Origin of the sequence: Arthrobacter terricola (assembly GCF_004354015.1) — a bacterium.
Classification (GTDB): Bacteria; Actinomycetota; Actinomycetes; order Actinomycetales; family Micrococcaceae; genus Arthrobacter; species Arthrobacter terricola.
Genome location: NZ_SMRU01000003.1, coordinates 36,460 through 49,973, shown reverse-complemented (window position 1 = coordinate 49,973; position 13,514 = coordinate 36,460). Strand labels below are relative to the sequence as shown.

Here is a 13,514-nt window from a genome sequence, read left to right as displayed (position 1 = left end):
AGCTGTGTCCAGGCTGTGGATCCAAACACGATCGGGCCGCAGCCGCAATCGTTTTGATGATTCAAACGACGCCGGCTGCGGCCCGATCGGGGATGTCACATTAGAGAGGTTTTCAGCCTTCGACGCCGAGCTTCTCCAGGATCAGCTCGCGGACGCGCCCGGCGTCGGCCTGGCCGCGCGTGGCCTTCATGACGCCGCCGACAATCGCCCCGATGGCCTGGACTTTGCCGCCACGGATCTTCTCGGCGACATCCGGCTGGGCCGCCAGCGCGGCGTCGATCGCCTCAAGGAGGGGGCCGTCGTCGGACACTACGGCGAGGCCGCGCTTCTCGACGATTTCGGCCGGGGTGCCTTCGCCGGCGAGCACGCCGTCCAGCACCTGGGACGCCATCTTGTTGTTGATCTTGCCGTCTTCGACGAGCTGGTTGAGCTCCACGATGGTGGCCGGGGCGACGCCGAGTTCGGACGGTTCGACGTCGGCCGTCTTGGCGCGGCCAACGATCTCGCCCATCCACCACTTGCGCGCCACCGAAGCGCTGGCGCCGGCCGCGATGGTTTCCTCGATGGAGTCCATGACCCCGGCGTTCACGACGTCGCGGAACTCGAGGTCCGAGTAGCCCCAGTCGGCTTGCAGCCGCTTGCGGCGCGCGGCCGGCGGCTCGGGAAGGGTAGCCCGCAGCTCCTCCACCCATTCGCGGGACGCGTTGACCGGAACGAGGTCCGGCTCGGGGAAGTAGCGGTAGTCGTCGGCGTCGGACTTTTCCCGGCCCGATGTCGTCGTGCGCGTGTCCTCGTGCCAGTGGCGCGTTTCCTGGATGACCGGCTCACCGGAGTCGAGGACGGCGGCGTGGCGCTGGATTTCGTAACGGACGGCGTGCTCGACGGCGCGCAGCGAGTTGACGTTCTTCGTTTCCGAACGGATGCCGAACCGTTCGCGGCCGTGCGGGCGCAACGAAACGTTGGCGTCGCAACGGACGTTTCCGCGTTCCATGCGGGCGTCGGACACCCCGAGGTTCTTGACGATCTCACGGATGGCGGCCACGTAGGCCTTGGCGAGCTCGGGCGCGCGGCTGCCCGCCCCTTCGATCGGCTTGGTGACGATTTCCACGAGCGGAACACCGGCACGGTTGTAGTCAACGAGCGAGTAGTCGGCACCCTGGATACGGCCAGTGGCGCCACCCATGTGTGTGAGCTTGCCGGCGTCTTCCTCCATGTGCGCGCGTTCGATCTCGACGCGGAACACAGTGCCGTCTTCGAGTTCGATGTCCAGGTAGCCGTCATAGGCGATCGGCTCGTCGTACTGGGACGTCTGGAAGTTCTTGGGGGTGTCCGGATAGAAGTAGTTCTTCCGGGCGAAGCGGCACGACTCGGCGATCTTGCAGTTGAGGGCAAGCCCGATCTTGATGGAGGATTCCACGGCCGCCTTGTTCACCACGGGCAGCACGCCGGGCATGCCCAGGTCCACCTCGTTGACGTTGGTGTTCGGCTCGTCGCCGAAGACGTTCGGGGCTGAGGAGAACATCTTCGTCTTGGTGTTGAGCTCCACGTGGACCTCGAAGCCAAGGACGGGATCATACTTCTCCATGGCCTCTTCGAAGCTGAGGATGGCGGCGACAGACATCAGTTGGAACCTCCGGCGGTGGTGGAGCTGGAATCGAGGGCGGCCTGCAGCGAGGGTGCGCGGTCGAGCAACGGACCGCCCCATTTCGCTTCGAGCAAGGACTCAAGGACAGCGCCCACACGGTACAAGCGGGCGTCCTCGCGGGCGGGAGCCAGCAACTGGATGCCCACCGGAAGTCCGTCCTCGTCAGCCAGGCCACCTGGGAGTGACAAGCCAGGGACGCCGGCCATGTTCGCGGGAATGGTCGCGACGTCGTTGAGGTACATGGCCAGGGGATCGTCCAGCTTCTCCCCCAGCTTGAAGGCCGTAGTAGGAGCCGTGGGCGAAATGAGGACATCCGCCTGGGCGAACGCAGCGTCGAAGTCGCGCTGGATAAGCGTGCGCACCTTCTGGGCGGAACCGTAGTAAGCGTCGTAGTAGCCGGCGCTCAACGCGTAGGTGCCCAGGATGATGCGGCGCTTCACTTCGTCGCCGAACCCCGCTGCGCGGGTGGCAGCCATGACGCGTTCGATCGTCATGGGACCGTCCTTCGGCAGGACGCGCAAGCCGTAGCGGACGCCGTCGAACTTCGCCAGGTTGCTTGATACCTCGGACGGCATGATGAGGTAGTAGGCACCCAAGGCGTACTTGAAGTTGGGGCAGGAAACCTCCACGATTTCCGCTCCGGCTTCCTTGAGCAGCTCAAGGGACTCGTTGAAGCGGTTCTCGACGCCGGCCTGGTAGCCTTCGCCGTGAAGCTCCTTGATGATGCCGATCTTCACGCCCTCGACGTTGCCCGTCTTGGCTGCTGCCACGAGGTTATCGAAGGAATCCGTGAGCGACGTCGAATCGAAGGGATCGTGGCCACCGATGACTTCCTGGAGCAGTGCCGAGTCGAGCACCGTGCGCGAGACCGGTCCGATCTGGTCAAGCGAGGACGCCATGGCGATCGCGCCGTAACGGGAAACCGCACCGTAAGTGGGCTTCATGCCGACGGTTCCGGTCACCGCGCCGGGCTGACGGATCGACCCGCCGGTGTCCGTGCCGAGCGCCAGCGGAGCCTCGAAAGCTGCGACGGCGGCCGCGGAACCACCGCCGGAACCGCCCGGAATGCGGTCCAGGTCCCACGGATTGCGGGTAGGGCCGTACGCGGAGTGCTCCGTCGAGGAACCCATCGCGAATTCGTCCAGGTTGGTCTTGCCCAGGATGGGCATTTTGGCGGCGCGCAGCTTCTTGATGACTGTGGCGTCGTAAGGGCTGTGCCAGCCTTCAAGGATCTTCGAGCCTGCAGTAGTCGGCTGACCGATGGTGACGATGAGGTCCTTGACGGCGATCGGAACGCCAGCGAGTTCGTGCAGCGCTTCGGCCTCCGCGCCACCAGCGGCGCGGATTGCGTCCACCTCAGCCGCGACGGCGAGGGCTTCTTCGCCGTTGACGTGCAGGAAGGCGTTGACCTGGCCGTCAACCTCGGCAATACGGTCCAAGTAAGCCTGGGTGACCTCGACCGACGTGACTTCGCGCGCAGCCAGCTTCGCGGCGAGTTGCGCCGCGGACAGGCGGATGAGTCCGGAGTTGTCCAATTCGCTCATTTCCCTACTCCTCATCCAGGATTGCCGGAACCTTGAAACGGCCCTCGAAGGAATCCGGAGCTCCGGACAGCGCCTGCTCGGCCGCGAACGTGTGGCCCACTACGTCTTCCCGGAACACATTGCTCAACGGGATCGGGTGGGACGTCGCCGGAACATCCGCCCCGGCGGCCTCGCTGACGGACTTCACCGAATCCACGATGACGGCAAGTTCGCCGGCCATCCTGTCCAGCTCTTCGGGACTCATTTCAATGTGAGCCAGACGCGCAAGATGCGCGACGTCGTCACGGTTGATCGCAGCCATGGATCTCCCCTGCAAGTTCAAATGGTTTTCCGGACTAGTCTACGTTGGTTGGGCCGCCCGACGGCGCGGTTCGCCTTCCGGCGCCGGACCGGACATCCTCCGCGTGCTCCCCCGGCCTACCCGATGCCGATCGCTCCGGTCAGCATGCCTACTGCGAGCATTACCACCGAGATGACCGCGGTGCGCCACAGGACCTTCTTGTGGTGGTCGCCGAGCTCCACCTTGGCCAGGGAAACAAGGAGCAGGATGGCGGGAACCAAGGGGCTTTGCAGATGGAAGGGCTGGCCCGTGATGGAGGCGCGCGCCATCTCGGCACCGCTGATGCCGTAGTGCGCGGCGGTTTCGCTCAGGACCGGGAGGACTCCGAAGTAGAAGGCGTCGTTGCTCATGAAGAACGTCATGGGGATGCTGAGCAGGCCGGTGATGACGGCCATGAACGGTCCCATCTCGGCGGGGATGATGTGGACCAGCCACGCCGACATTTCCTTGACCATGCCGGTGCCGTTGAGGACGCCTGTGAGGACAGCGGCGGCCATGACCATGCTGACGACGGCCACGATGGACGGCGCATGGGCCACCAGCTGGGCGCCCTGTTCCTTGACCTTGGGGAAGTTCACCAGGAGGGCAATCGCGGAACCCACCATGAAGACGTACGGCATCGGCACCAGGTTGGCCACGAGCATGACCATCACTGCGACGGTGAGGCCGAGGTTGAACCAGAAATGCCTGGGTCGCAGGGTGGCGCGCTTGGGATCGAGCGCGGTGCCGGCGAGGGTGGCGTCGTGCTCATCAGTCAGGGTGTCGTCCCGTTCAAGGATCACGACGGCGGAGCCTCCGCCGGTGCCCGGCTTACCCGCGGTGCGGGATGAGCCCGAACCACCGCGACCCGAACCCGCGGCGAGGGGACGGCCGTGGCCAGTGCCGCCGTCGAACGCTTCAGCGGGATCGGCGAGATCGCCCCAGATCTCCGGAGCGGCCACGCGAAGGCGGTTGCGTTCTTGGAGGCCGAGGAGCCAGGAGAAGACGAGGACCACGAGTAGACCGGCGATGAGGGACGGGACCATCGGGACGAAGACGTCGTTGACGTCGATCTTGAGCGCAGTGGCGGCGCGGGCGGTGGGGCCACCCCACGGCAGGATGTTCATGGTGCCGTTGGCCAGGCCGGCGACGCACGTCAAGACCACCGGGCTCATCTTCAAGCGGAGGTAGACGGGCAGCATTGCCGCAGTGGTGAGGATGAACGTGGTGGAGCCGTCGCCGTCGAGCGAGACCGCGGCAGCGAGGATGGCTGTGCCGACCACAACCTTGGCAGGGTCGTTCCCCAGTTTGCGCAGGATGAACTTGACCAAGGGGTCGAACAGTCCCACGTCGATCATGAGGCCGAAGTACACAATCGCGAACATCAGCAGGGCGGCGGTGGACGTCATGGACTTCATGGAATCCATGACCATGCTCCCGATGCCAAGGCCGGCGCCTGCGAACAGCCCGAAGATGGTGGGAACGATGATCAGCGCCAGGACCGGCGTCAACCTCTTTGTCATGATCAGGACCATGAACACCGCAATCATTGCGAATCCAAGCAATACCAGCACAGCCGGCTCCTTACTACAGTGAACGGCATCACATCGGCGTGATGCGCAGTAAAGACCGTAAGGTGGCGACGCTCACAATCGGCCGTTTGCGGGAATTGATGGAAATACTGCTGATTGAGAGCATTTTGCTCATTCTGCTCAATGCTTCAATGGAGGTAGACACCCGAAAAACATCGCCGCCGCGGCATGACAGCAGGCGGCTTCCCCGCCGAGAGGAGGCAGCATGCCCAGGCTCGCACTGCGCTTCTCGACGCAGACGCTGCTCCTCCAGCTCGGCGTCGTCCTCCTCGTGGTGCTGCTCAGCGGAACCGTCCACGCGTGGCTTGTCTACGGCCGGATCGGCGCCGAAGCGGAAAACCAGGCATTGACCCTGGCCCGTACCGTGGCGTCTGATCCCGTGATCCGTTTGGAAGTGCAGACCATCAGCAAGGAGGCGGGAACCCCGCCTCCCGCCGTACTCGCATCCGGACCGATCCAAGCCGCCGCGGAGGCCGCGCGGACCCGCACGGGCGCCCTTTTCGTGGTGGTCACCGACGAAACCGGGCTTCGGCTCGCGCACCCGGACCTCTCAAGGCTCGGCGAACGCGTGAGCACCGACCCCTCGGACGCGCTTTCCGGCAAGGAAGTCACCACGAGGAACACCGGCACGCTCGGTCCGTCGGCGGGAGCCAAGGTTCCGGTCTACGCACCTGGAGCGGCCGCGACCGTCGTGGGCGAAGTCAGCGTCGGCTACTCGATGGAATCGCTCAGCCAAAGCCTGGCGGAGGACATCGGCCCCATCGCGCTGACCGCCGCCGGCGCGTTGCTCGCAGGAGTCCTGGCGTCCTTCCTCTTGCGCAGCCGCCTGCAGCGGCTCACTTTGGGCCTCGAACCCGAAGAGATCAGCACCCTGGTCCACGATCAAGTGGCCGTGCTGCAAGGAGTCGACGACGGCGTCATCGGCATTTCTGCGGACGGCCGGATCACGGTCTTCAACGCAGCGGCGAGGCGCCTCCTCGGCATGCCGGGCGCGAGCGGTGTCCTGACAGGCACCAGTTGGGCCGAGGCTGCCGTGCCCGAGCAGCTGAAAGCCCTCACCCGGCCATCCGCCCACGACGCGGAAGCCGTAGAAATCGTCGCTGGCGGCCGCGTCCTTGTTGCCAATGCCCGCAAGGCTTTGCACCGGAAAGAAGACCTCGGCTGGGTGGTCATGTTGAGGGATCGCACCGAGCTCCAGGAACTCACCCGGCAGCTCGACGCCGTCGGCACCATGTCTGCCGCATTGCGCGCCCAACGGCATGAGTTCGCGAACCAGCTCCATACGATCGCCGGCTTCATGAGCAACGGCCAGCACGAACAAGCCAAGGACTACCTCGCCCGGATTTCGGCCACGGGTCCCTTGAAGTTTCCAGTGGAGCAGGCCCAGCTCCTGCAGGACCCCTACCTGCAGGCGTTCGTCGGCGCGAAAGGCGTGGAAGCGGACGAACGCGGCGTGGCGCTGCGTATCGGCCCCGAAACCCTCGTGCGGGGCCATGTCACCGAACCGCAAGACGTCACCACAGTCCTTGGCAACCTGATCGACAACGCCGTGAACGCCGCCGTCGCCGGCTCTTCGCCGCAGCGCTGGGTGGACATTGAGCTGCTCGACGAGCCCGGGCCCGACGGCGGCACTCTCCATATCGTCGTCGGGGACTCCGGCGACGGGCTCGGCAACTTTGGCGCCGACCAGGTTTTCGTCGAGGGATTCACGACGGCGGAACCGGGCGGGCGCGGAACGTCCACCGCAGGCGGGCAAGGACTGGGGCTGGCGCTTGTCCGCCAGCTCGCCCGGCGTCGCAGAGGCGACGTGCGCATCCTGGAGCCAGGGTCCGCGGGTGGACCCGGCGCCGTTTTCATGGCGACCCTGCCCGGCGTGACAGGGCCATCCGAGGCCGGCGACCGCCTCAATGTAGTTGAACCCACGGAAGGACGACCATGAGCGAAGACCTCAGGGTGCTGATTGTGGACGACGATTTCCACGTCGCCAAGCTCCATGCGGCCTATGTGGATTCAGTGGCCGGATTCCTTGCGCTGACACCCGCGGGTTCCACCGCCCGGGCATTGCAGGCAGTGCACAGTTTGAGGCCGGACCTGGTGCTTCTCGACGTCTATTTGCCGGACGGCTCCGGCCTGGACCTCCTGGGCCAGCTCGACGTGGACGCCATGATGCTCAGTGCGGCTTCCGATGCCGCCTCCATCAGGACGGCCATGCGCCGCGGAGCCTTGGCGTACCTCCTCAAGCCGTTCACAGCCGAGTCGCTGTCCCAGCAATTACGCTCCTACGCCCGGTACCGTCGCATCCTCAACGTGCAGCATGCCGTCACCCAGGACACCATCGAGCGGGCGAAACGGGCGCTCATTTCCGGCGACGCCGTGCCCTCCGGAAAGCCGAGGTCAGCCACCGAAGCAACGGTGCTCGAGTCGTTGGCCCCGGGCGAGCAATACTCTGCGTCGGAAGTGGCGGAGCGCGTCGGAGTCTCGCGGGCCACCGCGCAAAGGTACCTGTCCTCGCTCGCCGACGACGGCGCCGTCGAGATCCAACTCCGCTACGGCAGCACGGGCCGGCCGGAACACCGCTACGGCGTTGCGCGCTAGGCTGGGAAAACAGCGTAGGTGCCGTCAAGAATCCTTGACGGCACCTACTTCAAAATCCGTCGGAGCTATGCGCTCTTCTGGGCGACCAGTTCGATTTCCACGAGCATCTGCGGGTCGAGGAACGGCAGGACATGGACCAAGGAGAGGGTGGGGCGGATCTCGCCGAAGACCTCGCCGTGCGCGCGGCCGGCGTCTTCCCACTTGCTGATGTCGGTCAGGTACAGCTTCGACTGAACCACGTCCTCGTAGGAGAAGCCCGCATCAGCCAGGACCGCGCCGAGCTTTTCGAGGATGTACTTGGTCTGGGAGTAGAAGTCGTCGCCGACAATTCCCTCTGGGCCGGAGGCCGCCGTCGCCGAAATGAAGAGCGTGTTGTCCACCTGGACCGCACGGGAGTAGCCAAGGGTCTGTTCCCAGACCGAACCCGTGCCGTATGTCTTGCGCATGCCTCGCCTTTCTCAGTTTCCGCACCCGGTCCTTGCGGCCGGGGTTTACGAGGAAAACTTTATGGCTGACGGACATCCCGCCGGTAAACGAACAGCTTTATGTCGGTTCCGGGAACGAACCAGTCCCGCTCCGGTTTCCGCTCGAAACCGGTTTTCGCGTAAAGTGCGTTGGCGCTTTCCCAGGTAGCTCCCGTGGTCAGGGAGACGGCGTTGATGCCTTCAATCGAGCGGGCTTGGTCCACCACCGCCTGGACGAGGGCCCGGCCCGCACCGGAACGCTGCACTTCCGGATCAACCACCAGGGTGCGCATTTCGAGTTCGTCCGGCAATCCGATGTCCGAAAAGCCGCCACCGGCCTTGGCCGACGTGACCGATCCAATCACCTCGCCGTCGCGCTCCGCGACGAAGACCTCGGCATGCCGGGCGCGTTCCGCGACGTCCCGGAGCTTCAGCAGATACGGGTGGTCCGGGCTGCCATAGTAGCCCGCGCCCACGTAGGACGACATCGTAATCCGGGCAACGGCGTCGTAGTCTTCGGGCAGGGCGGGACGGACAGTAATCTGCGAATGCACTGATCCATGGTAGTGGCGGCCCGGCACCCTGGCGTGCCAAAAGGCGGTTTCCGTGATTGAACTATCACCAGTTGCTTTTCGTAACGGCGGGGTGCGGGAGGGCCGGGAAGGTTGCTTTGCGTGGCGCCAGGTTGAGTCCGGTGTCCGGCTATTGCGCCCGGTTTCCTGCTGTTGCGGCTAAGTGTCGAAGTGCTGGCGACGGCGGGTTGTTGCGTGGTTTATTGGCGGCCAAGTACCCACGAAAGGACCACGAATGAGCACGCCCCAACGAACCCTGCACCTGAACGCCTTCCTCATGAGCACAGGCCACCACGAGGCCTCGTGGCGACTTCCGGAAAGCAACCCGCGCGCCAGCACGGACATCACCCACTACCAAAACCTCGCGCGGATCGCCGAGCGGGGCACGTTCGACTCGATCTTCTTCGCCGACTCCCCCGTGATCTTCGGCGACGTCGGACGCCGTCCGGCCGGGAAGCTCGAACCGACCGTGCTCCTCACCGCTATCGCCGCTGCGACCGAAAAGATCGGCCTGATCGCCACGGCGTCCACAACCTACAATGATCCCTTCAACCTGGCACGGCGTTTCGCGTCCGTGGACTGGGTCAGCGGCGGAAGGGCCGGCTGGAACGTGGTGACAACGGCCGGACCGGAGGCCGCGCAGAACTTCGGCATCGACGACCAGCCGGCGCACGCCACGCGCTACGAGCGGGCAGCGGAATTCCTGGATGTCGCAGCGAAGCTTTGGGACAGCTGGCAGGACGACGCCGTGCTCGCCGACAAGGAAGCCGGGATCTGGGCCGACTCGGCCAAGGTCCGGCCGATCGACCACGATGGGAAGCATTTCCGTGTCCGTGGACCGCTCAACGTGCCGCGTTCCCCGCAAGGCCGGCCGGTCATTGTGCAGGCCGGTTCCTCCGAAAACGGAAAAGGCCTTGCCGCGAAATACGCCGAAGCCGTGTTCACCGCGCAGCAAACCCTCGAGGGGGCACAGTCGTTCTACGCCGACGTGAAGTCCCGCGCGGTGGCGCTTGGCCGCCGGGCCGAGAGCATCAAGATCCTCCCGGGAATCGTTCCGGTGATTGCCTCGACCGAAGCTGAAGCCCTTCGCCTCGAGCGTGAGCTCGATCAGCTGATCCGGCCCGAGTATGCCCGCGTGGAGCTCGCCAAAACCCTCCGGGTAGCCCCGGAAGACCTTCCCTTGGACCGCCAATTGCCCGCCGAACTGCCGGACGAGGACTCGATCGAAGGAGCGAAGAGCCGGTACACGCTCATCGTGGAACTCGCCCGCTGCGAAAAGCTGACGGTACGCCAACTGATCGGCAGGCTGGGCGGTGGCCGTGGACACCTCACGTTCGCGGGAACTCCGGACCAAGTGGCCGACGCCATCCAGTTGTGGTTCGAGAACGGCGCCGCCGACGGCTTCAACATCATGCCCGCTGTGCTTCCGTCCGGGCTCGAAACCTTCGTTGACAGCGTGGTTCCGGTGTTGCGACGGCGGGGCCTGTTCCGGAGCGAATACAGCGGCAATACGCTGCGGGACCACTATGGCTTGGAGCGTCCGGCCAACCACCGTGTCGAGGCCGCGCTCTTCGACAGCGCGGCCTCGTAAGGGCGCGCTACAGCGGGAACTTGCCGGAAAGCTCGAGGGTTCCGGCGCAGGTCCATGCTTGCAAGCGGTCGGCATCGCTGGGACCGCCGTCCACGGGACTGGTCAGCCGTGGGCGTCGGACCCAGCAGCCGGCTTCCTCCGCGATCAAGGCTCCAGCGGCGTAATCGTGTTCGTTGAGGCCACGCTCACCGAACGCGTCGCACGTTCCATCGGCCACCATGCAAAGGTCCAGGGCAGCGGAACCGAGGCGGCGGAGATCGGCGAATCCGTCCATGAGGCCCCCGAGCCCGGCGAATTGCTCGGCCCGCGTTGCGGGATCGTAGCTGAATCCCGAGGCGACGATCAGTCCGGTGCGGCCCAGGACGGGTCCGTTCAATTGGGTGCGTTGTCCGCCTTCTTCGAGCCAGGCGCCCTGGCCCCGCGCCGCGGAATAGACGCGGCCCAGCGCTGGGGCGTTGACCACTCCGGCGAGCCACACGCCGTCGGCATCCGCTACCGCAACCGACGTGGCGTAGTAGACGATATTGCGGATGAAGTTGGTTGTACCGTCCAGCGGGTCGATGGACCAGCGGTAGCCGCTGGGCTGTTCGGAGCGGGTGGTGCCGTGCTCCTCGCCCGTGATGGTGTCGTCAGGGCGCGACGCCATGATCGCCTCGCGGACGGCATTCTCCGCGGCGACGTCGAAAGCTGTCACCCAGTCGCCGGCGTCGCCCTTGTTCACGACACCGAGGTTCCCCGCGGTATTCGTGCCTGACGGGCGGCCGGAAAGTACTTCCGCACCTGCCGCGGCAGCCGCTTGGGCAACGGCGAGCAGCTCCAGGACATCGGCTGTCATTCGGAATCCTCCACTTCCCCGGCGGACGCGTTCGCCGCCTCAACGGTTTTTTGGGCCTCGAAAGCCGCGGCGTCATCCTCGGCCACGGCAATTTCCTCGGCGGACTCAAGCACACCATCAAGCAATGCCCGGAAGCCATCCTCGTCCAAGACGCGGATACCCAGTTGCTCGGCCTTGTCCAGTTTGGACCCCGCGTTCTCCCCCGCCACGACGTAGCTGGTGTTCTTGGAGACCGAGCCGGCAGCCTTGCCGCCTCTGATAATGATGGCTTCCTTCGCCTCGTCCCGGCTGAGGTTGGGCAACGTGCCAGTGACCACGATGGTCAGGCCTTCGAGGTTCCGTTCGATTCCGGCGTCGCGTTCGTCCATCATCCGGACGCCTGCGGCGGCCCAGCTGTCCACGATCTCCCGGTGCCAATCCACCGCGAACCATTCCTTGAGCGCCGCCGCAATGGTGGGCCCCACGCCGTCGACATTCGCCAGATCTTCCTCGGAAGCGGCCCGGATGGCCTCCATGCTGCCGAAGGCCGTCGCCAAAGCACGGGATGCCGTCGGCCCCACATGCCGGATGGACAACGCAACCAGGACCCGCCAGAGTGGCTGCGTCTTGGCCTTCTCGAGTTCAGCGAACAGCTTTTCCGTGGTGGCGGTGGGTTTGGAAGGAGTCTTCGCGGTTGCCTTCGAATAGAAGTACGGCACGAGTTCAAAGGTGCCGGTGCCAACGCCCTTGGATCGCTTTTCACGGCGGATGCGGACGTCCGCAAGGTCCTCGCGAGTCAAGCTGAACAACGCTGCTTCGCTGAGCAGCGGCGGAGTTTCGGGCTCCGTGGGCTGGGTGAGCGCGATCGCCGCTTCCCAGCCGAGGGCCTCGATATCGAAAGCGCCGCGGCTGGCGACATGGAAGACCCGCTCGCGCAATTGCGAAGGGCAGGACTTCGCGTTGGGGCAGCGGATGTCCACGTCGCCTTCCTTCGATGGCGCCAAGGGCGTGCCGCACGAAGGGCACTCCGTGGGCATCACGAATTCGCGCACGGGAGGATCCTGCTGATCACGCAGGGCCAGGACAGGGCCGACGATCTCGGGGATGACGTCGCCCGCCTTCCGGAGCACCACGACGTCGCCGATCATGACGCCCTTGGCCTTGACGACGTCCTGGTTGTGCAACGTGGCCATTTCCACGGTGGAGCCAGCAACCTTGACCGGCTCCATCACGCCATACGGGGTCACGCGGCCGGTGCGGCCGACGTTGACCTGGATGTCCAGGAGCTTGGTGTGGACTTCCTCGGGCGGGTATTTGTAGGCCACGGCCCAGCGCGGCACGCGCGAGGTGTAGCCAAGCGCGCGCTGGGTTCCGAAGTCGTCGATCTTGACCACGATGCCGTCGATCTCGTGCAGGAGGTCGTGGCGGTGCTCACCGAAATGCTTGATGAATTCAAGGACTTCGTCGAAGGAACCCAGGACCTTCAAGTAGGGGCTGACCGGGAGGCCCCACTCCTCCAGCAGCTTGTACGTGTCCGACTGGCTTGTGGCGCTGAGGCCTTCGCGCGCTCCGATGCCGTGGACGAACATCCGCAACGGGCGCTTGGCCGTCTCAGCGGGATCCTTCTGGCGCAAGGAACCGGCCGCGGCGTTGCGGGGATTCGCGAGCGGCGCCTTGCCGGCTTCGATCAGGGCTTCGTTGAATTCCGCGAAGGCCTTGGACGGAATGAAGACTTCGCCGCGGATTTCCACCTCAGAGGGGTACCCGCTTCCGCTGAGCTGGCGCGGGATCTCCTTGATGGTGAGCACATTGTGGGTGATGTCTTCGCCGGTGGTCCCGTCGCCACGCGTGGCCGCACGCACCAGCTTGCCGTCGCGGTAAAGCAGGTTCACGGCGAGGCCGTCGATCTTCAGCTCCGTCAGCCACGCGATGGCCGGCACGCCGTTCCCGAGCTTCTCCACCGAGGCTTCGGCCTTGCGGACCCAGGCTTCCAGCTCTTCCAGCGAGAAGACGTCCTCCAGGCTGTACATCCTCTGGAGGTGCGCGACGGCGGCAAACGCTGCCGACACCTCTCCGCCGACCTCCTGCGTGGGGGAATCGTTGGAGACAAGTTCCGGATGCAACGCCTCGAGTTCTTCGAGGCGCCGGTACAGGGTGTCGAACTCGGCGTCCGAAACCGTGGGCGCGTCTTCCTGGTAGTACGCATAGCGGTACTTGCGGACGAGGTCCGCAAGGTTTTCGTACTCTTCCCGGACGGAATCGGCTGGAACTGCGGTTTCGCTCTCTGCTGTGCTCACGTACCTATCTTGCCGCAAAGCCCGGACAATTCAGCGTCCGGGAAATCGCCTGGCCGGGATCACGGATTACTCCTGCAGCAG

The 13,514-nt window shown here is 65.2% G+C and carries 11 protein-coding genes; 3 read left to right on the top strand and 8 right to left on the bottom strand.

The genetic code is table 11. The features are described 5' to 3' along the window. Nucleotides 1–112: 112 nt before the first annotated feature. The 4 genes from gatB to E1809_RS03165 form a co-directional block, all read right to left on the bottom strand. Entirely contained in the window at nucleotides 113–1,621 is a 1,509-nt protein-coding gene (gene gatB / locus E1809_RS03180) for an Asp-tRNA(Asn)/Glu-tRNA(Gln) amidotransferase subunit GatB (RefSeq protein ID WP_133202785.1), read from the bottom strand. Next, nucleotides 1,621–3,189, bottom strand: coding sequence for an Asp-tRNA(Asn)/Glu-tRNA(Gln) amidotransferase subunit GatA (gene gatA / locus E1809_RS03175; protein WP_133202784.1), 1,569 nt, complete (start codon nucleotides 3,187–3,189; stop codon nucleotides 1,621–1,623). Before gatA ends, gatB begins: the two co-directional genes overlap by 1 nt. A gap of 4 nt (nucleotides 3,190–3,193) precedes the next feature. Next, on the bottom strand, nucleotides 3,194–3,490 hold the full coding sequence (gatC, locus tag E1809_RS03170; RefSeq protein WP_133202783.1) for an Asp-tRNA(Asn)/Glu-tRNA(Gln) amidotransferase subunit GatC: 297 nt from the start codon (nucleotides 3,488–3,490) through the stop codon (nucleotides 3,194–3,196). A gap of 116 nt (nucleotides 3,491–3,606) precedes the next feature. After that, nucleotides 3,607–5,082: a CitMHS family transporter gene (locus E1809_RS03165; RefSeq protein ID WP_133202782.1), complete on the bottom strand. Its 1,476-nt coding sequence runs from the start codon at nucleotides 5,080–5,082 to the stop codon at nucleotides 3,607–3,609. Between the two features lie 223 nt (nucleotides 5,083–5,305). Between E1809_RS03165 and E1809_RS03160 the strand changes: the two genes are divergently transcribed. After that, a complete protein-coding gene (locus E1809_RS03160; RefSeq protein ID WP_205754081.1) occupies nucleotides 5,306–7,039 on the top strand; it encodes a sensor histidine kinase in 1,734 nt (577 codons plus the stop codon). Further along, nucleotides 7,036–7,695: a response regulator gene (locus E1809_RS03155; protein ID WP_133202781.1), complete on the top strand. Its 660-nt coding sequence runs from the start codon at nucleotides 7,036–7,038 to the stop codon at nucleotides 7,693–7,695. The genes E1809_RS03160 and E1809_RS03155 overlap by 4 nt, the downstream gene beginning before the upstream one ends. Nucleotides 7,696–7,760: 65 nt before the next feature. Here E1809_RS03155 and E1809_RS03150 read toward each other — a convergent pair whose 3' ends face one another. Continuing rightward, the gene (locus tag E1809_RS03150) at nucleotides 7,761–8,141 is read right to left on the bottom strand and encodes a RidA family protein (RefSeq protein ID WP_133202780.1); all 381 of its coding nucleotides are present in this window, start codon (nucleotides 8,139–8,141) and stop codon (nucleotides 7,761–7,763) included. A gap of 59 nt (nucleotides 8,142–8,200) precedes the next feature. After that, nucleotides 8,201–8,713, bottom strand: a complete 513-nt coding sequence (locus tag E1809_RS03145; protein WP_133202779.1) for a GNAT family N-acetyltransferase — start codon at nucleotides 8,711–8,713, stop codon at nucleotides 8,201–8,203. A gap of 253 nt (nucleotides 8,714–8,966) precedes the next feature. On the opposite strand from E1809_RS03145, the gene E1809_RS03140 reads away from it, so the two are divergent. Then, complete coding sequence (locus tag E1809_RS03140) at nucleotides 8,967–10,322, top strand: LLM class flavin-dependent oxidoreductase (RefSeq protein ID WP_133202778.1); 1,356 nt, start codon at nucleotides 8,967–8,969, stop codon at nucleotides 10,320–10,322. Nucleotides 10,323–10,329: 7 nt separating this feature from the next. Here the strand turns inward: E1809_RS03140 and E1809_RS03135 are convergent, their stop codons facing one another. Further along, nucleotides 10,330–11,157, bottom strand: a complete 828-nt coding sequence (locus E1809_RS03135; RefSeq protein WP_133202777.1) for an inositol monophosphatase family protein — start codon at nucleotides 11,155–11,157, stop codon at nucleotides 10,330–10,332. Continuing rightward, nucleotides 11,154–13,451: an NAD-dependent DNA ligase LigA gene (gene ligA, locus E1809_RS03130; protein WP_374102659.1), complete on the bottom strand. Its 2,298-nt coding sequence runs from the start codon at nucleotides 13,449–13,451 to the stop codon at nucleotides 11,154–11,156. The genes E1809_RS03135 and ligA overlap by 4 nt, the downstream gene beginning before the upstream one ends. Between the last annotated feature and the right edge of the window lie 63 nt (nucleotides 13,452–13,514).